The sequence below is a fragment of the Brenneria izbisi genome, assembly GCF_025840185.1.
Classification (GTDB): Bacteria; Pseudomonadota; Gammaproteobacteria; order Enterobacterales; family Enterobacteriaceae; genus Brenneria; species Brenneria izbisi.
The window spans coordinates 1-25,640 of the sequence record NZ_JAMPJU010000008.1; the positions used below are offsets into that span (position 1 = coordinate 1).

The window sequence follows — 25,640 nt, forward strand, 5'->3', positions numbered from 1 at the left end:
TTGGTGATTTGTTTTGATTTGGCGATTGATCAGATCGCACAACTCGGACTGAGTTCCCTTCGAGTGATCTACTATTTTGGCGAAGCTATTTAGGGCAGTACCTGTTTTCCTCGCTGGATGAATTGCAGGACTATGCCACACGCTGGCAATGGTTTTATAATCACGAGCGTCCGAATATGGCATTGAATGGCTACACGCCGATGCAGCATATTCAACGCATGACCTGATTCTACTTGTCACCTCCGTTAAAAATGGGAGGATTACCATCTCTGCTTGTTTTTTTGATATATATTAACCCGTAATCACCTCTAAATTCCTTATCAACTAGCCTAAAGTTATTCAGTTTTCTATCAAGCCAGTAAGACTCCTCGATATGTTCTAGCAATATTACTTGAAAACCACCATGAGATTTCATTTTATCAACAAATGAATTTATTTCATTGAGTGCAGCATCGAGGCTTGCAAAGTCATCAGTTTTTTTACCGCCAGTACTAAAATATGGAGTGCTAGGTTGGTCAATTACTAAGAATCGTGGAATCCACTGTACGTTTCTTTCTCTTACTAATTCATGAAATGCAAGGAAATAAGCCACGTGCACATACATATAGTTGGAGAAACTTCCAATATCAACCATCTTCTCCACTTGGTTTTTATTCACCAGATCGAGAGTTTTTTTACCTTTATTGAATATTGGAGTAGCATTCTCAAACCCTTTCAATGGCATTCTTGAAAGAATTTTTTTTATTTTTTCATTGATTAAACTTAGGGTATATTCTTTAAATATATTATTGTCCTTAATTTTTTCATCTAATTCATTTATTTTAGAATTTATTTTATCTATGTCTTCGCTGTAATCGTGTATTGGTAGAACATCTACTCGTTTTACTTCAGAGCTTAGTTCGCCTATAAAGCGATATAGAACACTTGGTGTTGTTTTTTCATTGCTGAATACTGAGAGCTTTTTATTTAAAATAGATATTTTAGATTCAATTTCCTTCTTCTTTTCTTGAGTTTTTGATATAAGAGAGTTTTTTCCTTTTTGTGCTATGGCTTTTTTGATCTCTAAGCTTTTATTTAATAGCGATTTAATTATTGAGTATATATTATCACTATACAAGATATTATTATAATTATCATCTAAATATTTAGCTATTAATAATGAATCTTGGTTTTCTTTTAGAAGTTTTTTGTATTCAGTGCTGGTTTCGATATAAATATTTATATCTGAAAGATCTTTTTTTAAAGTAAATATTTCTTTTTCTATATTAAGTCTTTCATTAATAATCGGAATATCATTTATATCTTTATAATTTGCAATGGTTTTTAAATAATCAAACTTATCACCTACAGGCATTTCCTGATTGTTGTTTTCCGTCGTTAAACCAAGTTGATATGACCTTTGATACAATGATTCTATTTCACTCTCAAAGTTAATATAAGACTCTTTACTCGCAGATTGTTTATACTCAACTCTCGCTAAGTTTCTCTGTAATTCCTCTAATCTGGTTCTTATTATCATTGTTTCGGCATTTTCGCTCCCCAATGCCATCTCAAAAGTTCTGTCAATGCGTTCTCTTGTCTTTAAATCCGAAATTTTCGAATAAAGATGTTCTGAAGATGTTAGCGTTGTCTGATCTATGGAGCAATGAGGAAGGAAATATCTATACGATACCTTCGAGCCTTGCTGAATAAATCTACCACCATAAGGAATTTTTAACGAACTATTAATACCAAATTCGTAATTTAAATGTTGTTTTAAAACATCTTTCTTTAAGTTATTTATTGGTGATATTGGTATCTCTCCATTTTTATCGAAATAGACAAAATCATCTTCTTCATAGTGAGTGGCTTTTCTACATATAGTATGGTATTTCCCATTTATATTAAATCTAATCCCATACCAATTGACATAATTATCGACATTTGTTTTAGAAATCCCGTCAGATGAAGAAGATAACAAACAGTAATCGATAATAGATAATATCGAAGATTTTCCTTTACCTGAATCACCTGTTATAACATTTACTTTGTTTTCTTCAAGCACAAAATTTCTTAAGGTTGAGTCAGTTTGCCATATTAATATGTTTGTAATCTGCATTATAATCTCACTCCACAAATGTCATATATATTATGTGGCTCATCTAATATTAAATCTGCAATATTTATAGATGCTGCCTGTATTTTTACAGATCTTTTTCCAATCAAAGATATTGCATCGTCTGTGATCAGCTTTTTTTTAAATACTAAATTGTCCTCAAATAATTCGGCTACACCATTTTCTATACATAGAGAAACACAGTTTATAGAAGATGGAAGGAAGTTATAGAATCTCTTATTTATAGATACTAATAGTTCTGGTTTGGTTAATAGTAGGTCTTGGAAAGATATAATATTAGTTCGCTTATGGGATAAATAGTCTAAACTTTTTTTATGGAATACTATCGGCAATACTAACATAATATTGCATAATGCCATTTTCTGTGTTCTTGATAATACTTCCTGCATAGAAAAAATGCCCAAAAGTTCATTATTATATGTTTTCATTTATAGATAGACTCCCAATTTTGAAGCCATCCGATTGTTGGTTTATCTGACAATAGCAAAAAAGCTCCAGTAGTCATAGATCTCGGTAATTTGTTATTTTCTAGTATAATATCACAATTCCCTGTTAGTTCTGAGTAAACATAAAATGCAATAGATAGATGAGCTTCATTTATTTCTGAATATCGACTTCTCATATATGCTATCAAGTGTCGAGATTGCCATTCATCAAACGCTTTCTTGTATATTAATTTTTCTTCCTGTGTTGTCAGATCACCACTACTTTTTAATTTTTGTATAAACGCATCAGTTTTTGCCATTTCATTGATGTATTTTATGATAGCATCAATATTTAAATCCAAATCTTGAAGTTGTTTATATGAAATTTTAGAGTCTATATCTGTAGGATATGCAGATTCAAAATCGTAGTATTGGTCAAAGTTATTGATGCAATTTCTTGATATTTGAATAATTCGATCTACGGCTAGTGTATTTCTAAAATATTCATAATTTATTATAACTTTACTATCTTTCTTGACTTGTTTATATTTATATTCAAAAAAAGCACCTGATATATTGTGAAATACATCATCTATTTTATCATCAGGAATGGAAAATGTTTTAAGCAACATTTTTATTTGTAAAATTATTTCATCTTCACTATGTTGAAAACTTATACTTCTAAATAAACGTTCGGAAACGTTATCAGGAAGATTCGAAATTGAATAAATATATTTATAGATGTCATCGCCATGATTTTTATGTGCTTGTAATATTTCTTTTATTTCATTATTTATTTTATTTATTTCTTTTGTATTACTGGATAATAGTTTTACAATACCACTCTCTAAAGTGAGTCCTTTATTAGTATAAAAAACAAGGCTAATATCTTTGTCGTTTATTATTTTTATTGCCTCTGACCAATTATATAAAGTTTTCCATAAATCAATATCCTTATTTGTAATGTTATTTGAATTTTTTATTGAGTGCTTAACTTGGATAAAAGTTTTTTGACCATTAATGTTTTCAAGATGAAGATCATCAAAAACTTCGATCCCTATACTTTCTTCAGGTTTAAGTTCTAATGCATGTTTTAGAGCCACATAATCCTGATAGGAAAATCCTATCGATTTCTTCTCTGCACTTGTTTTGTCAAAGATATCCATATGGCTGTCCATTGAGGTAACAAATAAGAGGTGCGTAATAAATTAGGTATAGTTTACAGTACCAAACACTAATAGTATTTGGAAGTAATAATATTGTTGCTTTATCACATAACCAAATGATTTTAACTGTTATTTAATACAGGTTATTTAAATTTACGCCCAAAATAATAAAGGTTATTAATTATTTACGTGCTAATTTTTACGTGCCGAGATGAGTTTTTATTAAAATATGGAAGTGTTTGAAGTGTAGTTACCAATTCCTCATTGGTCACTACACCTAAGGGATCTACGGATGAGTGTTTGAAAGTAAGAGATTGTAATTACTTCATATCATTGCTCTTGAACGACTTCTTCCGAATGAAAATCCTGATACAGACAGTCGAGTCTTTCCCAGAGGATGAACGTCAGGATCTCTTTAACCTGAGGCTGCTTGGTCTCGATCACGGCGTAGATCAACGCTCTGCACTGATCGATGATCTCTTCTTGTTCCAGAGGTGTGTTATCGAACATAAAACATCTCCACAGCCTCTTGATGGAACTGATTAAAATAACACTTACCTGACTGCTTAAAGTGCTGATCTTCCAGAAGGGAATTGCTAGACTTGCTGATAGCCATATCGTTAACCTCTTAACGTTGTGGTCAGCCCCTGTTTGGTAGGCCAATACCTTTCAGGGGCGAAACGGATGATGTGTATGAGATGCTTTTGTGATAGGGTACGTACCCATAAAACTCAGCATAGTTAAAAAGGTACGTGCATGTCAACGATTAAACGTGATACGAAAAAATCTTCATCAACAGGTAAATCTCCGACTTTCCAGATACGGATATCACCTGAATTGCGCGAACAGCTTGATGAGGTAGTTGCAAAAGAAGGTGTCAGTCTCGGAAACTGGTTCAAGGAACTTGCACGTAAAGAGCTTCGCAAGAAGGGAATTGAGCCGAAGGGGTGATGGTTTAGTTGATTTGTTATTAACTCAGTTGGAATAAAAATTTCATTTCGTTTTCTTAGTTATATAAGAGGTGTTTAAAAGCAATAGGGTTTTCACAGTAAGAAAGGAAATGAAATGGTTGATTGAGTGTTTAAGAGAGTCTTTCTTTTATCTGGTTCCAATTATAGCCATCGTTCTGGATGGCATTTTTTTTCGTTAGCATTTTCTCTGAGTATGGCTTATACCTTACCGTAATATAGGTTTTTATTGTTATGTACCTATATGTGAAATATACTAAATGGTATTGATGATTCTCAATATTCTCTAACGTCAAGGATGTGGCTGAAATATGGATATCTATCTCAATAGGAATAGTGCAAACAATCAGTATTTTTTTGCTATGGCTCAGGCAGCAGCGTTTGACCTAATGAAAACTGCCAGAATTGTCTCTTCTCGTCATATTAATGATCTATTTCTTAAGGCAAAATTCGAAGATGAAATCAGACGGTTTTCTAATGGAAATCTGGACGCTATTAGAAATGCCAGTAGTTCATCGGAATGCCAGATTGCTATTAATAACATTAGGGAGGAATGTGCCAATATTGAAAAACAAGGGACAATGCTTTCTCTTGAAAAAGCTAAGGTGTTCATCACCATCAACATGGAAAAAAGAGAGAAGGAGATTGGTTATACAATAAATGCTATCGGCGTTATTGTAGGCGGCGCTCAGATTTTTTCTGGTGTGGGAATTGCTTATAGTGCGACTGGTTATTTAGGTCGATTCGTTGGTGCGCATATTGCCCTCGCTGGTGCGAGTTCATCTATAGAGAGCTTTCTCCATCTTATTGGGCGTGATAATGAAGTTGGATTTATGAAGTCTGGTTATATGCATACTGCCGAATTCTTAGGTTTTGATAAAAAATCAGGCTTGCTGGCTTATCATTCAGTCGATCTTATTACTTCATTTTATGGCATAGTTAAACTAACACTGAAACCTGATGCCTGGCGGCTTTTTCGATATATTCCAAGTGATTATTATAGAAAAATAAATACAATGAGCAGAGCATCACTTATGTTAAAGATGGTTGGGGCTGGAAATAAAATACGGATAATGTCTGATATATATAAAGATGATTCTCTTTAATCTAATGGGCTGGCTCAGCCCATCTTACCCTTTCTCTTTAGATAGGAATACGATTTATACGTCAAATTCATCGGACCTATGTAATAAACAATGAAAAGCGAAATTATCATAAAAAATAAATACACTGAAGCTTCAATTAAATCAGAAGGGGTGTTAGAAATAAAATTAATGATAAATGCAATAATTATAATTATAAATAAAAAACACCCGTTATGAAAGCGTGATCTTAGCGTATGAGTCAGGCTCTCTAGTGTCTCTTCACTATCCCCACCACGGGAAATTATTTTTCTCATGAAGTTAATATCTTTCTGAGAAAAACCATTTTCTAAAAGTTCTTTTTCCATTTCCTGATCATTCATTTTTTTTCTCGGTTTTATTGCGTTTGATAGGGCGCAGAGACATTTTAGCACTATCGCCCATCGACTCTTAATTTAGTAAGCCGAATCAGTCCATAAGAGAAAAGAACTGGTTCTTGCTACTACATGCTCCCATTCGATTGATGCAAATTTGAACGAAATACTTTCCTGTGGCTGGGTTTCATTATGTGTCAATGAGTTAGGATAGAAAAACTGAATGTCTTTGATAATAGCGTCTCTCAGCACCATTTTAAAATAGAGTTCATTACCACCCGATTGAGAGGTTCTGTAAAATAGGAATTCACAGGTCAGTTTTTCATTATCGCCTAATGCCTGGGCAATAAGTGGGGTGGCTTTATCTATCGGTTTTCTGATTTCTACGGGGTTGAGTGCAACATTATCTTGTCGGGTGATTCTGTTCATTAACTCATAAACAAAAATCTCATCTTCATGGGAAGCCTGATATTTATTGCCGATGGAGTCTGCACTTGAACAGCCCGCAGAGATAAGACCTTGTTTGATGCCTGTGAGCTTTAGATAGATTAAATTTGCCATTATTTTTCCTTAATGTTATCCATAATCCTGCCCCATAAATCCTTTTTCCTTATGGGAGGGATAATTTCTGCATTTTTTAGCACATGAGTCAATAGCCGTTATCGTGCAATGTGTATGATTCTAAATGGTTATTTTGATAATAGTTATTTGGTTAATTATTTGTGTTAAAATTTATTCGATGAGAGAGAGAATCGGAAATGTAGCCATTGGCGTGTTAAAACACAGATTTTCGAAAAATCCTCAAATCAGTATCAATGGGCTAAAAAGGGCAAAGGTATTATTTTCTATTTGCAAACTCAAACGGACTAATCACGCCATCGCGGTTCGCGCCCAAGAAATCAGCCACAATTGTAGCATCAGTTTACGCTCATCGAGATGTTCATCCTGTTGCTCTCAGAAAGCAATACTAAGCAATAAGACTGAATTCAGAGATATTCCCCTTTCCCAGCTTATCAACATAATCCGCATACCATTGAAGCATTTCCCTCCGACCATCCAGATACAAAGCGTGATTATAAGTTGCACGGATAGAGTTTTTATCGACATGGGCTAACTGGAGTTCAATCCATGCACTATTAAAACCCTGCTCATGAAGGATGGTACTCATCGTATGGCGAAAACCGTGTCCGGTCAGCTTCTTATCGTATCCGACACGTTTGATGACCTGATTGATACTCGCTTCGCTCATTGATTTACTGGAATCGTTCCGACCCGGAAAAACCAACTGAAAACCACCAGTGATGTTTTGTAGTTCCGACAGCAGATCATAAACCTGAGTGGATAGGGGAACCAGATGGGGACGGCGCATTTTCATACGCTCTTTAGGGATCTGCCAGATCTTTTTCCCAAAATCAATTTCCTGCCATTCAGCAGAGCGTAGCTCGATGGTTCTCAGTCCGGTCAGCATCAGCAGGCGGGTGGCAATTTGAGTAATGCGACTACCACTATAGCCATTCAGGGCTTGAATAAAGGGACCAAGTTCATCAGCCAGCAGATGAGGGAAGTGTTTTTGCTTCGGCGCTTTCAATACCCCAGCCAAGTCCGTTACCGGATTATATTCTGCCCGACCGGATACGATGGCATAGGTGAAAATTTGTCGGCAAGCCTGCCGTGTCTTTTTCAGTTTGTCCAGCACGCCCCGTTGTTCCATTTTTCTCAGCACATCCAGCATATCTTTTGGCTTGATGTCAGTGATTGGCCGCTTACCAAGGTAGGGGAAGATGTCTTTTTTCAGATATTCAAGAATGTCTTCAGCATAACCCTTCGACCAGTTAGGGCGCTTATGTTCGTGCCACTCTAATGCGATAAGCTTAAAGCTGTTGTTGACCGATGCGATTTTTGCCTGTTTCTCAACCTGCTTTTCTTCGCTCGGATCGCCACCGTTCGCAAGAAGCTTTTTGGCTTCATCTCTTTTGCTTCTGGCTTCCGCTAATGTAATGGTAGGGTAGAGTCCAAAGACAACCCGCTTTTCTTTGCCCCCGACTCGGTATTTCATGCGCCAGCTTTTCGTGCCGTTAGGAAGGACTTCAAGATACATGCCTCCGCCATCAGCCAGTTTGTAGGATTTTTCTTTTGGCTTAGCGGCATTGATCTGACGGGCGGTTAGCTTCATATGGGGGCATCACCTTTATTGAACCTGAGAATGCCCCCTATCATGCCCCCAAGTGATGCTAGAACTCAAGAGACCACACTAGACCTTGGTAGCCCATGCTGTAGAGGATAATACTGATTTTAAAGGGGGTTGTAGACTTTAAGAGACGTCAAAAGACGAAATTATGGTACGCCCTACAGGATTCGAACCTGTGACCTACGGCTTAGAAGGCCGTTGCTCTATCCAGCTGAGCTAAGGGCGCGTTGTGAAGAGAGATGAAACTGCGCGTTAGTAAGATAACAGTGGGCTGGATTATACCCACACACCTCGGTGAGTCAACGGATTGGCGTGCGATTTACGCTATACGGTGAATCCCTGTACAGCATTGGCCTTTCTTACTATCGTTATGGCTTATGGGAGCATGATTGCGAGCTTGATTCACGATAAATGATGAAAAGAATATGCCTTTCAGCTTTCTCTGCTGGGCCGATTCGGAAATCCTTTGTAAGTTGTGTTCAGATGTATTCGCCACAACGTGACGTTGATACACTAGATTATAAGTGAAAGACAATATGGGTTGTCTGGTACGGTTACTGTTGTTGGTTACCCCTGCAATTTCTGTCGAACTGGGAATTTTTCGATTTATGCATACTTTGTTATCCGGGTTGTTGCGTATTTGTCTATTAGTGACGCTTATGTCGCCAGTTGTGTATCTGTCCGCGGCGGAATCGGATGCTAATCCGCAACCTGAGCAGTCTGAAGCGCCAGTGAAAATAAATATCGATGCGGAACTGGTGAAGTTGCAGAAGCAACTGGATAACATTAAGCAGCAGGTGTCTGGGGCTAACAACGATAGCATGTTCGGGGCGTTGAATGATACGACGCAGGAACTGGTACATAGTACGGATGAGCTTTCTGCCGCGGTAGCGCCATTGCGATCGCAGATTCAGGCGCAGTTGGATGTGTTGGGGCCGGCTCCGGCGGCTGGTTCTAATATCAATGAAACAGCGGAGGTGACGCGTAAGCGCAATAATCTGAATACGCAAAAGTCCAAAATGGATGCGCAGATTGAGCAAATTCAGGCGCTGCGCGCGAATGCGACTAACTTATCGGTACAGATTATCACTTTGCGGCGTAATGCGTTAAAAACGCAACTGGCATTAAACTCCGGCAGTATTCTTGGCGCGCGATTTTGGTCGCCGCTTGTGGCGCCTCAGGCAGAAGATCAACGGCGGTTGAGTGCTTTTCAAGAGCAACTGAACGATGCTTTTATGGCGTCATGGGCTCCTGACTGGCGTTATGGTTCAATGTTTTTATTTCTGTTGGCCGCCGCGTTGACGACGGCAGGGCGTCAGTTCCTTGAGAAATACCTGGCCTGGATCGGTATTCATTTATTGCCTGAAGGACGGTTGCGCCGGAGTTTTTTAGCAACGGCGGGTGTGATTTCGACCGTGCTGACGATCGGTATTGCCGCGAATCTGCTGGATTTTATGGTTACCCGACATGGAGGGGCGTCTGAGCGCGTGGCATCATTCCTCGATGTTCTGGTGCGACTGGCTATTTTTTGCGCCATGATCGCCGGGTTGGGACGTGCCTTTCTTTCAAATCAGCGACCTTCATGGCGCTTGCCGGCGATCTCGAATCCCGTCGCAAAGGCAATGACGCCTTTTCCGGTTGTCGCCGCCTTGTTTATTCTGTTTTTCGGTATAGTTGAGCAGATCACGGTGACGGTCGGGGCATCTGTCGCCGCCACCATCATGGTAAATGGATTATCAGCTTTATTCCTGGCCCTTACCACGGGAACGATTGCGCTTAAGAGCGATCAGATTCGTCGCCAGATGGTGCATTCGGGTGAGCAACCGGAAGCCCGTTCTACGCTGGCGGGGCTGATTCATCTGGCGGTGTTGGCAACGTCAATTGCGGTGTTGCTCTCGCTAGTCATCGGTTACATCTCGCTGGCTCGTTTTTTAATCTATGAACTGGTATGGATCGGCATGGTGTTTTCCTGCCTTTACCTGTTCTCAACGTTTATTACTGATATCTGCGAAAGCGTTTTCTCTCCCAATAATGCCAGCGGCAAGCGTATTAAGAATTCCCTTAATCTTGATGATCGGCATCTGGCGCAGGCTACGTCATTGCTTTCGGCCAGCAGTAAAGTCTTTTTGATATTGATGGCGGCGGTGGCGCTTCTCAATGGCACATTTGGCACTACCACGCCGCTCGAACTGGTAGAAAAAGCGGTTGAACTCTGGGGGGGTAAAGGACTTGAGACGCTGAGCATTGTACCTGCTCATTTAGTGAATGCGGTTTTGTTTCTGGTGGTTGGCATATATGTGCTACGTTCCTCGAAACGTTGGCTGGAGTATGAGTTTCTTCCTAAAACGACGCTTGAGCGTGGTATTCGAGCATCGCTGGTGACATTGTTCAGCAACATTGGCTACATTCTGATTATTTTACTGACGCTGGCAACGCTGGGTATTCAGTGGAATAAGCTGGCCTGGATTGTCAGTGCGCTTTCTGTCGGTATCGGTTTTGGTTTGCAAGAGATCGTGAAAAACTTTATTTCCGGCTTGATTTTGCTGACGGAGCGCCCGGTTAAGGTCGGCGATACGGTGAATATCAGTGGGGTAGAGGGCGATATTCGGCGAATTAATGTACGGGCGACGGAAATCCAACTGGGCGACCGTTCGACGGTGATTGTGCCGAACTCGCAGTTTATCTCGCAGAATGTACGTAATATCACAATGGGAAACCCTCTGGGCCTCGCGACGCTGGCGCTCACCTTTCCACTGGATATTGATCCTGAAGAAGCACGGTCTATTCTATTGGACGCTTATATCAATCATGAAGCCATTCTCGATGCGCCTGCGCCCACGGTTAAATTTAGCCAGCTAAATCCGACAGGTATGGTGCTGAGCGTTACGGGTTATGTCAGCAGTCCAAGAACGGTCGCCGATGCAAAAAGTGATTTGTTATTTGAAATCATCAAGCGGTTGCGGGCAGCCAATATTCCGTTGGCGGTGCCTCAGAAAATGGTGCTGGAAAATGGCGCAGCGTTGCCTGATGGGATTACCCTGGATGACAAGAGTCCAGCGTAAGTGATGTGATCCCATCATCTCTAAGGGATAAAGATGATGGGCGTTTCCAGCCGATGATAAGAATGGAACGGGATGCTTATCGGTTATTTAACTTGTTGATTCACCATATCGATATAAATTTCACGCAGGCGGCGAGTAACTGGTCCGGGTTTCCCGTCGCCAATGATTTGGTCATCCAGTGCTACGACAGGTAAGACGAAGGTGGTCGCGGAACTGATGAAGATCTCAGTCGCATGATAGGCCTCTTCCGGCGTAAACAAGCGCTCCTCCAGCTTGATGTCGTCGCTTGCCGCCAATTTCAACAGCGAATGACGTGTAATACCGTGCAGGATGTCATTACTTAGCGGACGAGTCACCACAGTGTTGTCATGTAGAACGATATAGCAGTTGCATGAACTGCCTTCAGTGATGAAGCCGTTTTCCACCATAAACGCATCGTCTGCGCTGTGACTATGGGCATATTCTTTCGCCATGCATGCCGCAAGCAGGCCAACGGTTTTAATATCCCGGCGATGCCAGCGTATATCCGGGCTGGTGACAACGCGCAGACCGGTTTCCGTTTTTGGATTGTCAATAATGGCGCGTGCCTGAGTGAACAGTACCAGCGTGGGTTTTACATCGGCGGGGGGGAAATAAAAATCACGATCGCCAGCGTTACCCCGGCTTAACTGCAAGTAGATCGCCCCTTCCTTTAGATTGTTTTTCTCAATCATGGCTTGGTGAATATTCTTCAATTCAGCCGGAGTGACGGGTAGTGTAAGAGACAGTTCGCGACAGGAGCGTTGCAGACGCTCGATATGACCATCAAATTCCGCCAGTTTGCCGTTAACGACGGCAGTCACTTCATAGACGGCATCGGCGAAGAGAAAACCGCGGTCAAAAATCGACACTTTCGCTTCATTCTCTTCAACATACTGTCCATCAACATAAACAAGACGTTGCATCAAAACACTCCTTAATCGTTGTTCAATGCAGATTAACTATTTAAGCCCCGTAGCGCCTTAGCCCCACAGCGCCGCTTCTGGCGGATATATTTCGCTGCCGTTATAACGCAATCCTTCAGTACGGTCGCGCTGTAATAACAGCGGGCCATCCAGATCGACAACGTTTGCTCCTTGTGCCACGATAAAAGCGGGAGCCATAGATAATGACGTACCCACCATACAACCGACCATAATCTGCAAACCTGCCTGCAATGCGCTGGCGCGCAGCCGTAATGCTTCGGTCAATCCACCGGTTTTATCCAGTTTGATGTTTATCATGTCATAACATCCGGCGATTGCCTCTAATGAATGGCTGTCATGGCAGGATTCATCGGCGCAGATCGGTATCGGACGCGGCAGTTCGGCCAGTACCCTGTCTTTTCCGGCAGGCAAGGGCTGTTCAATCATGGTGACGCCCAGCGCAGCCAGTTCCGGCACCAGTTTTAAATACAGATCCGTATCCCAGCCTTCGTTCGCATCCACGATTAAACGCGCGGCGGGCGCACCTTTGCGTACCGCTGCGACTCTGGCCAGATCGTCTTTGTCCGCCAGTTTCAGCTTGAGCAAGGGGCGGCTGGCGTTATTTTGCGCCGCCAGATGCATGCGTTCCGGGGTATCCAGTGAGAGCGTATAAGCGCTTTCCAGCATCGTTGGCGCGGGGTGATTCAGGCGTTGCCAAATACGCTGGCGCTGCTGTTTGCACTCCAGATCCCAGAATGCGCAGTCAATCGCGTTACGTGCCGCGCCCGCGGGTAAACAGTTCTGGAGCGCGGCGCGATCAAGTCCATTGCGGATATCACCGCTTAACGCCGCAATTTGCTCCATCACGCTTTCGATGGATTCTCCGTAGCGTGCGTAGGGTACGCATTCGCCATAACCGGTGGCTTCGTCGGATCGCAAGGTGACGACTACCACGTCGGCCTGGGTTTTGCTGCCGCGCGAGATGGTGAATGTACCCTGTAGCGGCCAGCTTTCATGGGATAATTGAATGTCGGTCATAGGTCTGCCAATTGGTCAATAATACGTCCGACTCCCTGGCGGAACGGGTCCACGACAGGCAGGCCAAATTTCTTCTCAAGATCGGCCATTAATTGTAATGATTCTTCTTCGCTGAGCGCGGCGCTATTGATTGAAATCCCGACAAAGCGCGCATTCGGGTTGGTCAATTTCGCCATTGACAAATTCAGGGCCATGCAATCGGCGATATCAGGAATAGGATAGTCGACGCCGCGCATGGTTTTACGTGTCGGTTCATGGCACAGCACCAGCGCATCCGGTTGCGCGCCGTGGATAATACCGGTTGTGACACCAGCAAAAGAGGGGTGGAACAGCGAGCCCTGGCCTTCGATGATATCCCAATGATTTTCATCATTGGCAGGGGAGAGGGTTTCAACCGCACCGGCGATGAAATCGGATACCACCGCATCAATACTCACGCCGGAACCGCTGATCAGAATCCCGGTTTGCCCGGTTGCCCGGAATGTTGCGTTGCCGCCGCGGGAGAGAATTTCTCTTTCGATCGCCAGCGCGGTATACATCTTGCCGCAGGAGCAGTCGGTTCCGACAGGCAGCAGACGTTTGCCTGAACGTTTGCGTCCGTTAGCAACCGGGAAGGTTTGGGAAGGGTGGCGCACATCGAACAATGAACGACCAAGTTTAGCGGCCAATTCTCGGAGCTCTGGCACATCAGATAAACGATTGTGCAGACCAGCCGCGAGATCCATGCCGCTTTCCAGCGCCTGGCTCAGTACGGCAATCCACTGTTGCGAAATAATGCCGCCGCGGTTGGCTACGCCAATCACCAACGTTTTCGCGCCTGCTGCGCGTGCGGCGCTGATATCCATATCGGGCAAATCGCAATCGGCCTGACAGCCATCCATTCTGTACTGTCCCACACAGTATTCCGGGTGCCATTGCTTAATTCCGATCGCAACTTTGGCCGCTAACTGATCGTGTGCATCCCCCAGAAATAACAAATAAGGTTTTTTGATATCCATTACTCATCCTCATGAAAATAGAAAAACATTGATTGAAAGAGTGCTTTTGGGAAAATAAATTAGATAAATAGTGTAGGTTTACAGCTGATAATAATGATGAATATATTATTGTCAATATCAATGTTTATTAAGTTATAGGGACTGTAATTTAAGTGTTTTATTGAAATTAAAATCTGTTAGGTTGGCTTAATCAAGCATTAAATTTTGCAACTGATGTTTGTTTTTAAATGTGACGGTTTTTTATAAAAACAAAATGTTTTGTTTTTATTAATCATATGATTTTATTGAATTATTGTTTTTTGTGTTGATAGCGCCAATGCGCTAATTTGGTGATCTGGCTTATTATGGGGCCCCAAAATAAAGCAAGGCGCATTTTTGTTTTGGATTTGTTAATCAGAAATAGATTTTCTCTCATCAATATCAATAATTCTAATATTTTTATAGTCAGTTAAAAGAATGATTAATATCCCGTTGAATGAAAGATATAAATTAAACTGATGGAAATTATTTTTTTATACATGGTATAGCCAGGTGTTGAAAGAGGGGGCCGGTACGATCTTTCATCGGACTGGTAGTGATACGCTTAACGTAGTGTGGTACGACTCACATGCGGATTAATTCGATTTCCGCGCCATAAAAATTTATCGGTTGCCATATCGACAGATTCCATAATCTGGGATAGCTTGAATGACTGGTCCGCAATGCGGAACCAGGCGTCGCTCGGACGGTCCGGGCGCTCACGTTACTTTGAGGATGCTATGGCTGATTCTAATTCTTCGCGCCGTTTTACGCGCATTGATCGTCTCCCCCCTTATGTATTTAACATCACGGCTGAATTAAAAATGGCGGCTCGTCGTCGTGGCGAAGATATCATTGATTTCAGCATGGGTAACCCAGACGGCCCGACACCGCCCCATATCGTGGAAAAACTCTGCACTGTCGCTCAACGTGATGACACGCATGGTTACTCAACCTCCAAAGGCATTCCGCGGTTACGTCGCGCCATTTCGCGCTGGTATGCCGATCGTTATCAGGTGGATATTGACCCGGAAAGTGAAGCGATCGTCACCATCGGTTCCAAAGAGGGGTTGGCGCATTTGATGCTGGCAACGTTGGATCATGGCGATACGGTGCTGGTGCCTAACCCAAGCTACCCGATTCATATTTACGGGGCGGTGATTGCCGGAGCTCAGGTGCGGTCTGTTCCGCTGGTTGAAGGCGTGGATTTCTTCAATGAACTGGAGCGGGCGATCCGTGAAAGTATTCCGAAACCAAAAATGATGATTCTTGGTTTTCCTTCAAATCCGACCGCGCAGTGTGTCGAACTGGATTTCTTCGAGCGTGTGGTGGCATTGGCAAAACAGTATGGCGTGCTGGTGATCCACGATCTGGCTTATGCCGACATCGTGTATGACGGTTGGAAAGCGCCATCGATTATGCAGGTGCCTGGCGCGAAAGATATCGCCGTCGAGTTTTTCACGTTGTCGAAAAGCTACAACATGGCGGGTTGGCGTATTGGTTTTATGGTGGGTAACCAGGAATTGGTCAACGCGCTGGCCCGTATCAAGAGTTATCACGACTACGGCACGTTTACGCCATTGCAGGTGGCGGCGATTGCGGCGCTGGAAGGTGATCAGCAATGTGTTCGGGATATTGCCGAACAGTATCGCCAGCGACGCAATGTGTTGGTGCGCGGTCTGCATGAAGCCGGCTGGATGGTGGATGAACCGAAAGCCTCGATGTATGTTTGGGCCAAAATTCCTGACGCGTATGCGCATTTGGGATCGCTGGAATTCGCCAAACGTCTGCTGGCTGATGCGAAAGTGTGTGTATCGCCGGGGATCGGCTTCGGGGACTATGGCGATACGCATGTTCGGTTCGCTTTGATCGAAAATCAGGATCGTATCCGTCAGGCGGTACGCGGTATCAAGGCCATGTTCCGTGCCGATGGTATTTTAGCCCCGTCGAAAACGGCGATAGGTAAAGTTTCTGCTTCCTGAGTCCTGTCAATGTTCCCGGCCACTGGCCGGGAACGTGTTCTGCTGGCGAGATCTTCTTTATTCCCGCGATATTCCCGCGATCGATAAGTGACAGTCGCCGAACATTTGTTAGAATGCCTGCCGTTAATCTCAATCAGGATGAGGCGTGTCATGTCATTATCTCTTATCAAATTTTCTGTTTTCACCCTTTTTTTTATCGGTCTGGCTGGTTGCCAGCAGACGGGGATGTCTGTCAATAAAGGAAATGGTGCCGATAAAACTGGGACGGTATCTGTTAACGATCAACTTAATCAACTGTCGTCTCTGGTGGCGGCCACTCGGTATCTGAAATCGCAATGCAACCGCAGCGACCTTCCCGATGAGTCGACGATCAATAATGTCGCGCTGGACGTGGCGAAGCAGAGAGGATGGGATATTTCAAACTATCAGGCTTTACCGCAACGCAGTGAAAGCCTGTATCAGGGATTGTTGAAGGACAGCACCCCGCAGGAAGCACAGTGCTCAGAGTTTAACCGAACACTGGCGCCTTTCATTGATGCGTTACGCCGTCAGCGTTAAGCATCAGCACATCATCCGGCGGAATTGGCGTTGTCATTAAATTTTCCGTCGGGCCAGTCTTGCAACGCATCCAGAACCAACATTTTCCCCTCTGCGCTGACACGTAGCGGCTGATATGTGACCGAAACTTCATTTTGATGAAAATTCATTAAATTCATAATAATTGCAAATGAAACTTTGACACGGCTCGCAAAAAAATAACAGGGATGTGATTTAATGAAATAATGTTTTATTATTAATGGGTTTGTATTTCTTTTTTGATTATTTATTTAACAAAAGAGACGGGTGAAAGGTGGGTGTTTGTTACCAGTCTAAAAGTAATATTGGTAATTATATGGTGAAATATTTATATTTCTTCTCTCTTTAAATATTTTTATTAAATTGGTTTTATTTTTTTAACTGGCGATCCTTTACAAAAAAGAGGTATAAAAAACATATAATTAACTATCAGGCGTTTTAATTTGTTTGCTAATGATAAAATATTATGAAGTGTTTGATGAAATATACTGTGCGTAAAAATAGCCCCTGTTATTGGATAGGAGATTCAATGGCAGGGGATAAATCATTTTTTAACCGTTACGTGTAAAACAATATAGGAAATGATGATATGGTTTATTTTTTATCCCGCGCCAGAATGACACTGAGCGTCACTCTGGTATTAAGTGGTTTATTGGCAGGCAGTGGAGATGTTTATGCCGCCATTGACGTCACGACAGGCCTGGCGCCCGCGCCGCGGAATGTGAAAGTTCCCGCGCTTGCCTATGATGATTCAAGCGTTGTCCTGGTCTGGGAGAAGCCGGTCCAGGCACCTTCCGCCATTAAGGATTACCATGTCTATATGAATGGAAAACTGTTGGGGGGAACCCTTGATAACCAGAATATCCATTCACCGGCCAAGCCTTATATTGATAATTTTTATCGTGTTATCGATACGACGGGTTGGCATACCCGTATCGGTTTCCAAAACTTCAAGGTAACGGGTCTGTCGCCGGATACGGAATATCGGTTCACCGTGCGTGCGGTTTATGCCGACGGTAACGAATCGGCGGACAGTGAAACAATCGTCCAGAAAACCACGCCGACGCCGCAGACGCTGAACGTGACCAATTACGGCGCCAAAGGCGACGGAGTCACCAACGATACTCAGGCGATTCAGAAAGCCATTGATGACTGCACGATAGCGACTTATCCGCAAGGATGTAAGGTGGTGGTCACGGGCGGCGAGTTTAAGACCGGCGCGTTGTTCCTACACAGCGATATGACGTTTGAAGTGGCTGAAGGCGCGATACTGCGCGGTTCGCAAAGCGGCGATGATTATCCGCTGGCGCGCGGTTATTACCTCTATCCTTATAGCAATCCACCGTTGCCGAAACGTCCGCCGTCACTGATTAATGTTTTAGAAAGCAATGATAAAGGCAGTACCCACGCCGGCACGTTTAAAAATATCCGTATCGTGGGTAAAGGCACTATTGATGGTAATGGCTGGAAGCGCGGCCTCAAGGCGGGCGGCGCGGCGACCATTACGGATGAATTGGGGAAAACGCTGCCGCAATACCGGGCAAGTAAAGCTGGCAAGGTGTCCGATGATGGGATTCTGGCGAAAGATCAAACTGAAAAAGCGGTAGCGCAAGGGATGTCGCGTAATGAGGCTTACAAGAATCGTCGCTCCAGTCTGATGACGCTGCGTGGCGTCCGCAATCTGTATCTGGAAGGGCTGACCATCCTCAATCCGGCTTATCATGGCGTGATGGTGCTGGAATCCGAAAATGTGGCGATGAATGCGTTGGTGCATACCACTTATGATGCGAATAACGCCGATGGTATCGAGTTCGGCAACAGTCAGAATGCGATGGTATTCAATAACTTTTTTGATACCGGCGACGACAGTATCAATTTCGCCGCGGGTTATGGCGCGGAAGTGGCGGCAAAACAGCAGAAAACGCAAAGCGGCGCGTGGATTTTCAATAACTACTTCCGTAAAGGTCATGGCGCTGTCGTTACCGGTAGTCATACCGGGGCCTGGATTGAGAAAATCGTTGCCGAAGATAATGTCATGAATTTGACGGATGTCGGGTTGCGTATGAAAAGTCGCCCGTATTATGGCGGAGGCGCACGTGACGTGGTCTTTCGCAACAACGCAATGCGTGGTATTGTCAAACAGCCGTTTGTATTTACCATCAAATATAAAGCGGATGTGAACGATACCCAGCCTGCGGCTGAACCGGCTCAGTTCCGTGATGTGACGGTTTCTGACGTCACAGTTGATGGTACAGCGAAAGAAAACAGCATTCTGGTTGATGGAATGACAGTAGCTGAAATGTCGGCGGCGTATGGATTTTCTTTCAGTCGTGATGCCTATCACCAAGGCTTGAATTTTGAAAGAGTAAAATTCAAAAATACCCAAGCCACTGACATTACTTTCCTGCGAGACAGCGTGTTCAAAAATGTGATTTTTGAAAATGTTTCAGCGGCCTGGAAATTTGGGTATAGCAAAAATATCAAACTGGAAGATCGGGTTAATCGAGAGGCTTCCCTGACGACGACGGGGGATGAGGTCATCATCCGCGAAGCCGCGACGGAATAAGGATTGACGCCCACGCGAAAGGCGTGGGCTATATTATGGACGATATGCAATGCCACAATCTCAATCATGGTCCTTTAAAGCGTTTTCATTAAATACGCTGCGGGTAAAATTCCAATCCTTACCATTACCTCTGATTCGACGTGTTCTTCTGGGGTGCGTTTGGCTGCTGATTTGCCAGCAACTGGCGGTCATCACCTGGCGAGTGCTACAGCCTGAAGATCCTCGTTCCGTCAATATCTCCGTCAAGCCGACTCAGGCTAAAGTAAAACCGGTTATATCGAGTGAGTTTACATTGTTCGGTCGCTCGCCTGACGTCATTACCCCGACGGCGCCAGGCGCGCTAAGCGGGGATATCCCGCTTTCCACATTAGGCATCAGTCTTACCGGTATTTTGGCGAGTGAGGATGATGGTCGATCCATTGCCATTATCGCCAAAGATAGTCAGCAATACAGCCGTGGCGAAGGGGACGCGGTGCCGGGCTACGAAGCCAAAATTGTGACTATCTTTGCCGATCGAGTGGTATTGCAATATCAAGGGCGTTATGAAGCGCTGCATTTATATCGAAATGATGCCGAAGGCGATAACACCGGCGCGTTGAGCCAGTCTCAAGCGCAGGAAAAGACACCGCAACAACCGCTAAGCACCCTGGATTACTTCACCTTTTCTCCCGTTATGGAAGAGGAGGTTTTGAAGGGATATCTGCTTAATCCCGGTAAACAGCCGGATTTATTTTATCGTGCGGGCTTACAGGATAACGATCTGGTGGTGGCGTTAAACGGCATCAATTTGCAGGATGTCGAGCAAGCGCAACAAGCAGTAACGCAGTTGCCTGGCATGAGCGAAATCAATTTGACTGTGGAGCGCGACGGTCAACAACAGGATATTTATTTGCTACTGGATGGAGACGACTAATTTGTTTAGTAAAGGACAACCGTTTTCTAAGCGAAAATGGTTTAGCAGCACACGACGGAAAGGATTGTGCCTGTTGGGAAGCAGCATGCTTCTGGTGATTTCTTCACTGGCATGGAGCGCTGAGTTTTCCGCCAGTTTTAAAGGCACGGATATTCAGGAATTCATCAATACCGTCAGTAAAAATCTGAATAAAACCGTAATCATCGATCCTTCCGTCAGAGGCAATATTACCGTGCGCAGTTATGACGTGATGAATGAAGAACAGTATTACCAGTTCTTTCTCAGCGTGTTGGATGTGTATGGCTTCACCGTGGTGCCGATGGATAATAACGTATTGAAAGTTATCTCATCAAAAGAGGCGAAATCCACCTCGATGCCACTGGCCAGTGATGACGAACCCGGCATTGGCGATGAAGTGGTGACGCGCGTGGTGCCGGTCAATAACGTTGCGGCGCGTGATTTGGCGCCGTTGCTGCGCCAGTTGAATGACAATGCCGGCGCCGGGAGCGTGGTGCATTACGAGCCGTCCAACGTGCTGCTGATGACCGGGCGCGCCGCCGTCATCAAACGACTGATGGCGATTGTTGAGCGGGTGGATAAAACCGGCGATCGCAATGTCACCACGGTTCCGCTTTCCTACGCTTCCTCGCTGGAAGTGGTGAAGTTGGTGAACGAGTTGAATAAAACCGACGAGAAAACGGCGTTGCCGGGCATGATGACCGCCAATGTCGTCGCCGATGAGCGAACCAACTCCGTGCTGGTTCGCGGCGAGCCGAATTCCCGTCAGCGGGTGATCGATATGATCAAACAACTCGATCGGCAGCAGGCAGTCCAGGGCAACACTAAAGTTATCTATCTTAAATACGCCAAAGCCACCGATTTGGTCGAAGTGCTGACGGGCGTGGGCGATAGCATCAAAACCGAACAACAGAACGCGTTACCGGCGCTACGCAAAGAAATATCCATTAAAGCGCATGAACAGACGAACTCATTGATTGTAAATGCCGCGCCGGATGTGATGCGCGATCTGGAACAAGTGATCGCGCAATTGGATATTCGCCGGCCTCAGGTGTTGGTGGAAGCGGTTATTGCGGAGGTACAAGACGCCGACGGCATGAATCTGGGTATTCAATGGTCCAATAAAAATGCCGGGATGACACAATTCACCAACACCGGCCTGCCGATTTCCACGATGGTCGCGGGCGCGGATCAGTACAAAAGAGACGGCACGCTCACGACCTCCGCCACGAGTGCGCTCAACAGCTTTAACGGTATTGCCGCCGGCTTCTACCAGGGCAACTGGTCAATGCTGCTCACCGCGCTGTCGAGCAACAGCAAGAACGATATTCTGGCGACGCCGAGCATCGTGACGCTGGACAATATGGAAGCTACTTTCAATGTCGGGCAGGAAGTGCCGGTTTTGGCGGGTTCCCAGACGACCTCCGGCGACAATATCTTCAATACGGTGGAACGTAAAACCGTCGGCATCAAGCTGAAGGTGAAGCCACAAATTAATGAAGGCGATTCCGTATTGCTGGAGATTGAACAGGAAGTCTCCAGCGTGGCCGACTCCGCATCCAGTAGCAGTGCGGAGCTTGGCGCCACGTTTAACACGCGCACCGTCAACAATGCCGTTCTGGTGAGCAGCGGTGAAACGGTGGTCGTCGGCGGCTTGTTGGATAAAAGTACGCGGGAAAGCATGGATAAAGTCCCGGTATTGGGCGACATTCCGCTGTTGGGATACCTATTCCGCTCCAATAGCCGACAGGTTTCAAAACGTAATCTGATGTTGTTTATTCGTCCTTCTATTATTCGCGATCGCAATCAGTATCAGAGCGCTTCTTCGGAAAAATACCATTCGTTTAGCGAGGAGCAGGAGCGGCAGCGGGATGTCAAGCGCGGCGAAGGCTTATTGAGCAACGACCTCCTGAATCTACCGCCGACCGGCAACGCCTACACGTTCCGCCAGGTGCAATCCTCCATCGTGGCGTTTTATCCCGCGGAGGGGCGATGAGCGACATTTCTCCGCGCATGATTGAATTACGTCCGGTATTGCCTTTTGCCTATGCCAAAGGACAACAGATTCTGTTGTTGCAAGGCGAGGGAGACGGCAATCAACAGGCGATCTGTGTGGCGCGGACGCCAGCCTTCGCGCTGCTGGAAGCGCGCCGCGTGGCGGGTTATCCGCTCAAGATCCAACGTGTGACGGAAGCGGAATTCGAGCGGCAACTGGTTGTCAGCTATCAGCGTGATTCCGAGGAGGCGCGGCGTCTGATGGAAGACATCGGTAATGAAATGGATTTCTATACGCTGGCTGAAGAGTTGCCGGACAGCGACGATCTGCTGGATACCGACGATGACGCGCCGATTATCCGCTTGATCAATGCCATGCTCACCGAAGCCATTAAAAACAAGGCGTCGGATATTCACATTGAAACCTATGAGCGTTATCTGCAAATTCGTTTCCGCGTGGACGGCGTGCTGCGCGAAATTCTGCGACCGCAACGTAAGCTGGCGTCGCTTCTGGTATCGCGTATCAAGGTGATGGCGAAGCTGGATATTGCTGAAAAGCGCATACCGCAAGATGGCCGCATGGCGCTGCGTATCGGCGGTCGGGCGATTGACGTGCGGGTATCGACGTTGCCTTCCAGTCATGGGGAGCGCGTAGTCTTGCGTTTGCTGGATAAAAACAGCGTTCAGTTGGATCTGGCCACGCTGGGGATGTCGTCCGCCCATCGTCAGCAACTGGATACGCTGATCCACCGTCCGCACGGCATTATTCTGGTAACCGGGCCAACCGGATCGGGGAAAAGCACCACCCTCTATGCCGCGCTCAGTCGGCTGAATGCGGCGGAGCGCAATATCATGACGGTGGAAGATCCCATCGAATATGAACTGGCGGGGATTGGGCAAACGCAGGTTAACGTCAAAGTGGACATGACCTTTGCCCGTGGCTTGCGGGCGATTTTGCGTCAGGACCCGGATGTCGTGCTGGTGGGCGAGATTCGTGACGGTGAAACCGCGCAGATTGCGGTACAGGCTTCACTCACCGGCCACCTGGTGCTCTCCACGCTGCATACCAACAGTGCGTTAGGGGCGCTGTCGCGCTTGCAGGACATGGGGGTGGAGCCTTTTCTGTTGTCGACATCGCTGCTGGGGGTGTTGGCGCAACGTCTGGTACGCACGTTGTGCCCTGAGTGCAGCCAACCGCAGCAGGTTGATGCCGTTCATGCGGAACAAATGGGCGTGCCGCCGGACACAATGCTGCGTCATCCCGTCGGCTGTGCGCAATGTAACTTTACCGGCTATCGGGGCCGCATCGGGATTCATGAACTGGTACTGATTGATGATCGGGTACGGACGGCCATTCACCGCTGTGAGGGGGAAATGGCGATCGCGCAAATACTGGGGGCTGATAGAAAGACGATCCGACAAGACGGTCTGGAGAAAGTGCTGGCCGGGATCACGACCTGGGAAGAAGTGATCCGCGTAACCAAAGAGGAGTGATATGGCGCAGTACCACTATCAGGCACTGGATGCTCAGGGGAAAAAATGTCGCGGCACGCAGGAGGCGGATTCAGCCAGACAAGCGCGTCAGTTGCTGCGTGAGCGTGGTCTGCTACCCGTGGCATTGAGCGAAAACCACAGTAGACAGCAAAAATCCGCTTCAACCGGTTTTTCTCTGCGGCGAAAACACCGTATCAGCGCGTCCGATTTGGCGCTACTCACCCGGCAACTGGCGACGCTGGTGGCGGCCTCCCTGCCGTTGGAAGAAGCGCTGGATGCGGTCGCCAGGCAGAGCGAAAAACCGCATTTAAGCCAGTTGATGGCGGCGGTTCGCGGCAAAGTCATGGAAGGCCATTCGTTGGCGGATGCCATGAAATGTTTTCCCGGCAGTTTTGAACGTCTGTATTGCGCGATGGTGGCAGCGGGGGAAACCTCCGGCCATCTCGATGCGGTGCTTAATCGGCTGGCGGACTATACCGAGCAGCGTCAGCAGATGCGCAGCCGGATACAACAAGCCATGATTTATCCCTGCATGTTGACCGTGGTGGCGATTGCCGTTGTCAGCATTCTGCTGTCAGCCGTGGTTCCCAAAGTGGTCGAACAGTTTATCCATATGAAACAGACGCTGCCGTTGTCAACGCGGATATTGATGGGAATAAGCGATGCGGTGCGTATGGCGGGGCCTTGGATTGCTCTGGCGTTGCTGGCGGGCTTCATCGTGCTGAGGGGGCTGTTGCGTCAGGAAAAACGGCGCATTGTTTTTCATCGACGATTGCTGTTTTTGCCGCTGCTAGGGCGTATCGCCAGAGGCTTGAATACTGCGCGTTACGCCCGCACGCTGAGCATTCTGAACGCCAGCGCCGTGCCCTTGTTGCAGGCCATGCGCATCAGCGGCGACGTCATGACCAATGACTACGCCCGTCATCGGCTGGCGTTGGCGGCGGATGCGGTGCGGGAAGGCGTCAGTTTGCACAAAGCATTAGAGCAGACGGCGCTGTTTCCCCCCATGATGCGCCACATGATCGCCAGCGGCGAACGCAGCGGCGAACTGGACAGTATGCTGGAGCGGGCGGCGGATAATCAGGATCGTGAATTCAACGCGCAGATGACGCTGGCGCTGGGACTGTTTGAACCTTTGCTGGTGGTGAGTATGGCGGCGATTGTGCTGTTTATCGTCCTCGCCATTCTACAGCCGATCCTGCAACTGAATACGTTAATGAGTTCGTAACATTTAAGTGAGGAAAAGTAAGGATGCAACAACGTCAACGTGGTTTTACCCTGTTGGAAATTATGGTGGTTATCGTCATTCTCGGCGTATTGGCGAGTCTGGTCGTGCCGAACCTGATGGGGAACAAGGAAAAGGCGGATCGGCAAAAAGCCATTAGCGATATTGTATCGCTGGAAAGTGCATTGGATATGTACAAACTCGACAACAATCGCTATCCGACAACAGAACAGGGATTGCCAGCGCTGGTGAAAAAACCAACGGTGCAACCGGAACCGCGCAATTACTCTCAGGATGGCTATATCCGGCGTCTGCCGCAGGATCCGTGGGGCGCGGAATATCAACTCATGAACCCCGGCCAGCATAGCAAGCTGGATATCTTCTCATTCGGGCCGGATGGCATGCCGGACACGGAAGATGATATCGGCAACTGGAATCTCAACAGCAAATAAGCGGGTTATTGCGCTCGTCATATCAACCGGAGCAGGGAAG

22 protein-coding genes, 1 tRNA gene and 1 pseudogene are annotated in these 25,640 nt (G+C 45.8%); 12 read left to right on the forward strand and 12 right to left on the reverse strand.

What is annotated here, in order from left to right:
• Window positions 1-86 precede the first annotated feature (86 nt).
• Window positions 87-227 (forward strand): annotated as a pseudogene (locus NC856_RS11440) (integrase core domain-containing protein); the annotation flags it as partial.
• Window positions 228-229: 2 nt separating this feature from the next.
• Here the strand turns inward: NC856_RS11440 and NC856_RS11445 are convergent.
• From NC856_RS11445 to NC856_RS11460, 4 genes are all read right to left on the reverse strand, one after another.
• Window positions 230-2,098 carry a DUF3732 domain-containing protein gene (locus NC856_RS11445; RefSeq protein WP_264090559.1) on the reverse strand — a complete coding sequence of 623 codons (1,869 nt, stop codon included), beginning with the start codon at window positions 2,096-2,098 and terminating at the stop codon, window positions 230-232.
• Complete coding sequence (locus tag NC856_RS11450; protein WP_264090560.1) at window positions 2,098-2,544, reverse strand: three component ABC system middle component; 447 nt, start codon at window positions 2,542-2,544, stop codon at window positions 2,098-2,100. Before NC856_RS11450 ends, NC856_RS11445 begins: the two co-directional genes overlap by 1 nt.
• Window positions 2,541-3,707 (reverse strand): hypothetical protein, encoded by a 1,167-nt coding sequence (locus NC856_RS11455; RefSeq protein ID WP_264090561.1) that lies wholly within the window; start codon window positions 3,705-3,707, stop codon window positions 2,541-2,543. Before NC856_RS11455 ends, NC856_RS11450 begins: the two co-directional genes overlap by 4 nt.
• Before the next feature lie 330 nt (window positions 3,708-4,037).
• Window positions 4,038-4,217 (reverse strand): hypothetical protein, encoded by a 180-nt coding sequence (locus NC856_RS11460; protein WP_264090562.1) that lies wholly within the window; start codon window positions 4,215-4,217, stop codon window positions 4,038-4,040.
• Window positions 4,218-4,463: 246 nt separating this feature from the next.
• Between NC856_RS11460 and NC856_RS11465 the strand changes: the two genes are divergently transcribed.
• Both NC856_RS11465 and NC856_RS11470 read left to right on the forward strand, forming a co-directional pair.
• Window positions 4,464-4,658 (forward strand): type II toxin-antitoxin system HicB family antitoxin, encoded by a 195-nt coding sequence (locus NC856_RS11465; RefSeq protein ID WP_264090563.1) that lies wholly within the window; start codon window positions 4,464-4,466, stop codon window positions 4,656-4,658.
• A gap of 328 nt (window positions 4,659-4,986) precedes the next feature.
• Window positions 4,987-5,781 (forward strand): DUF4225 domain-containing protein, encoded by a 795-nt coding sequence (locus NC856_RS11470; protein ID WP_264090564.1) that lies wholly within the window; start codon window positions 4,987-4,989, stop codon window positions 5,779-5,781.
• 14 nt (window positions 5,782-5,795) lie between these two features.
• On the opposite strand, the gene NC856_RS11475 is transcribed toward NC856_RS11470, so the two are convergent.
• The 4 genes from NC856_RS11475 to NC856_RS11490 all read right to left on the reverse strand — a co-directional run bounded on the left by NC856_RS11475 (window position 5,796) and on the right by NC856_RS11490 (window position 8,545).
• The gene (locus tag NC856_RS11475; RefSeq protein ID WP_264090565.1) at window positions 5,796-6,140 is read right to left on the reverse strand and encodes a hypothetical protein; all 345 of its coding nucleotides are present in this window, start codon (window positions 6,138-6,140) and stop codon (window positions 5,796-5,798) included.
• 72 nt (window positions 6,141-6,212) lie between these two features.
• The gene (locus tag NC856_RS11480; protein WP_264090566.1) at window positions 6,213-6,692 is read right to left on the reverse strand and encodes an Hcp family type VI secretion system effector; all 480 of its coding nucleotides are present in this window, start codon (window positions 6,690-6,692) and stop codon (window positions 6,213-6,215) included.
• A gap of 406 nt (window positions 6,693-7,098) precedes the next feature.
• The gene (locus NC856_RS11485) at window positions 7,099-8,304 is read right to left on the reverse strand and encodes a tyrosine-type recombinase/integrase (protein ID WP_264090567.1); all 1,206 of its coding nucleotides are present in this window, start codon (window positions 8,302-8,304) and stop codon (window positions 7,099-7,101) included.
• A gap of 164 nt (window positions 8,305-8,468) precedes the next feature.
• Window positions 8,469-8,545, reverse strand: a tRNA-Arg gene (locus NC856_RS11490).
• Window positions 8,546-8,927: 382 nt separating this feature from the next.
• Between NC856_RS11490 and NC856_RS11495 the strand changes: the two genes are divergently transcribed.
• Window positions 8,928-11,381, forward strand: a complete 2,454-nt coding sequence (locus tag NC856_RS11495; RefSeq protein WP_264090568.1) for a DUF3772 domain-containing protein — start codon at window positions 8,928-8,930, stop codon at window positions 11,379-11,381.
• Between the two features lie 83 nt (window positions 11,382-11,464).
• Here the strand turns inward: NC856_RS11495 and NC856_RS11500 are convergent, their stop codons facing one another.
• From NC856_RS11500 to dgcN, 3 genes are read right to left on the reverse strand one after another with little or no spacing between them, the layout of a single operon-like run.
• Complete coding sequence (locus tag NC856_RS11500; RefSeq protein WP_264090569.1) at window positions 11,465-12,325, reverse strand: D-amino-acid transaminase; 861 nt, start codon at window positions 12,323-12,325, stop codon at window positions 11,465-11,467.
• A 57-nt stretch (window positions 12,326-12,382) separates the two neighbouring features.
• The gene (gene dgcA / locus NC856_RS11505; RefSeq protein WP_264090570.1) at window positions 12,383-13,363 is read right to left on the reverse strand and encodes an N-acetyl-D-Glu racemase DgcA; all 981 of its coding nucleotides are present in this window, start codon (window positions 13,361-13,363) and stop codon (window positions 12,383-12,385) included.
• Window positions 13,360-14,361: an N-acetyltransferase DgcN gene (gene dgcN / locus NC856_RS11510; protein ID WP_264090571.1), complete on the reverse strand. Its 1,002-nt coding sequence runs from the start codon at window positions 14,359-14,361 to the stop codon at window positions 13,360-13,362. Before dgcN ends, dgcA begins: the two co-directional genes overlap by 4 nt.
• A gap of 758 nt (window positions 14,362-15,119) precedes the next feature.
• Between dgcN and alaC the strand changes: the two genes are divergently transcribed.
• Together alaC and gspS are read left to right on the forward strand one after the other, a co-directional pair.
• Window positions 15,120-16,361, forward strand: coding sequence for an alanine transaminase (gene alaC / locus NC856_RS11515; protein WP_264090572.1), 1,242 nt, complete (start codon window positions 15,120-15,122; stop codon window positions 16,359-16,361).
• A gap of 150 nt (window positions 16,362-16,511) precedes the next feature.
• Window positions 16,512-16,919: a type II secretion system pilot lipoprotein GspS gene (gene gspS, locus NC856_RS11520; protein ID WP_264090573.1), complete on the forward strand. Its 408-nt coding sequence runs from the start codon at window positions 16,512-16,514 to the stop codon at window positions 16,917-16,919.
• Between the two features lie 11 nt (window positions 16,920-16,930).
• Here gspS and NC856_RS11525 read toward each other — a convergent pair whose 3' ends face one another.
• Window positions 16,931-17,068: a hypothetical protein gene (locus NC856_RS11525; protein WP_264090574.1), complete on the reverse strand. Its 138-nt coding sequence runs from the start codon at window positions 17,066-17,068 to the stop codon at window positions 16,931-16,933.
• A 458-nt stretch (window positions 17,069-17,526) separates the two neighbouring features.
• Here NC856_RS11525 and NC856_RS11530 point away from each other — a divergent pair, with 458 nt between their 5' ends.
• From NC856_RS11530 to gspG, 6 genes are all read left to right on the forward strand, one after another.
• On the forward strand, window positions 17,527-19,503 hold the full coding sequence (locus NC856_RS11530; RefSeq protein WP_264090575.1) for a glycoside hydrolase family 28 protein: 1,977 nt from the start codon (window positions 17,527-17,529) through the stop codon (window positions 19,501-19,503).
• 49 nt (window positions 19,504-19,552) lie between these two features.
• Window positions 19,553-20,416 (forward strand): type II secretion system protein GspC, encoded by an 864-nt coding sequence (gene gspC, locus NC856_RS11535; protein ID WP_264090576.1) that lies wholly within the window; start codon window positions 19,553-19,555, stop codon window positions 20,414-20,416.
• Between the two features lie 85 nt (window positions 20,417-20,501).
• Window positions 20,502-22,430: a type II secretion system secretin GspD gene (gspD, locus tag NC856_RS11540; RefSeq protein WP_264090577.1), complete on the forward strand. Its 1,929-nt coding sequence runs from the start codon at window positions 20,502-20,504 to the stop codon at window positions 22,428-22,430.
• Complete coding sequence (gene gspE, locus NC856_RS11545; RefSeq protein ID WP_264090578.1) at window positions 22,427-23,923, forward strand: type II secretion system ATPase GspE; 1,497 nt, start codon at window positions 22,427-22,429, stop codon at window positions 23,921-23,923. Before gspD ends, gspE begins: the two co-directional genes overlap by 4 nt.
• A gap of 1 nt (window position 23,924) precedes the next feature.
• A complete protein-coding gene (gene gspF, locus NC856_RS11550) occupies window positions 23,925-25,151 on the forward strand; it encodes a type II secretion system inner membrane protein GspF (RefSeq protein WP_264090579.1) in 1,227 nt (408 codons plus the stop codon).
• 23 nt (window positions 25,152-25,174) lie between these two features.
• A complete protein-coding gene (gene gspG / locus NC856_RS11555; RefSeq protein ID WP_264090580.1) occupies window positions 25,175-25,600 on the forward strand; it encodes a type II secretion system major pseudopilin GspG in 426 nt (141 codons plus the stop codon).
• Window positions 25,601-25,640 lie beyond the last annotated feature (40 nt).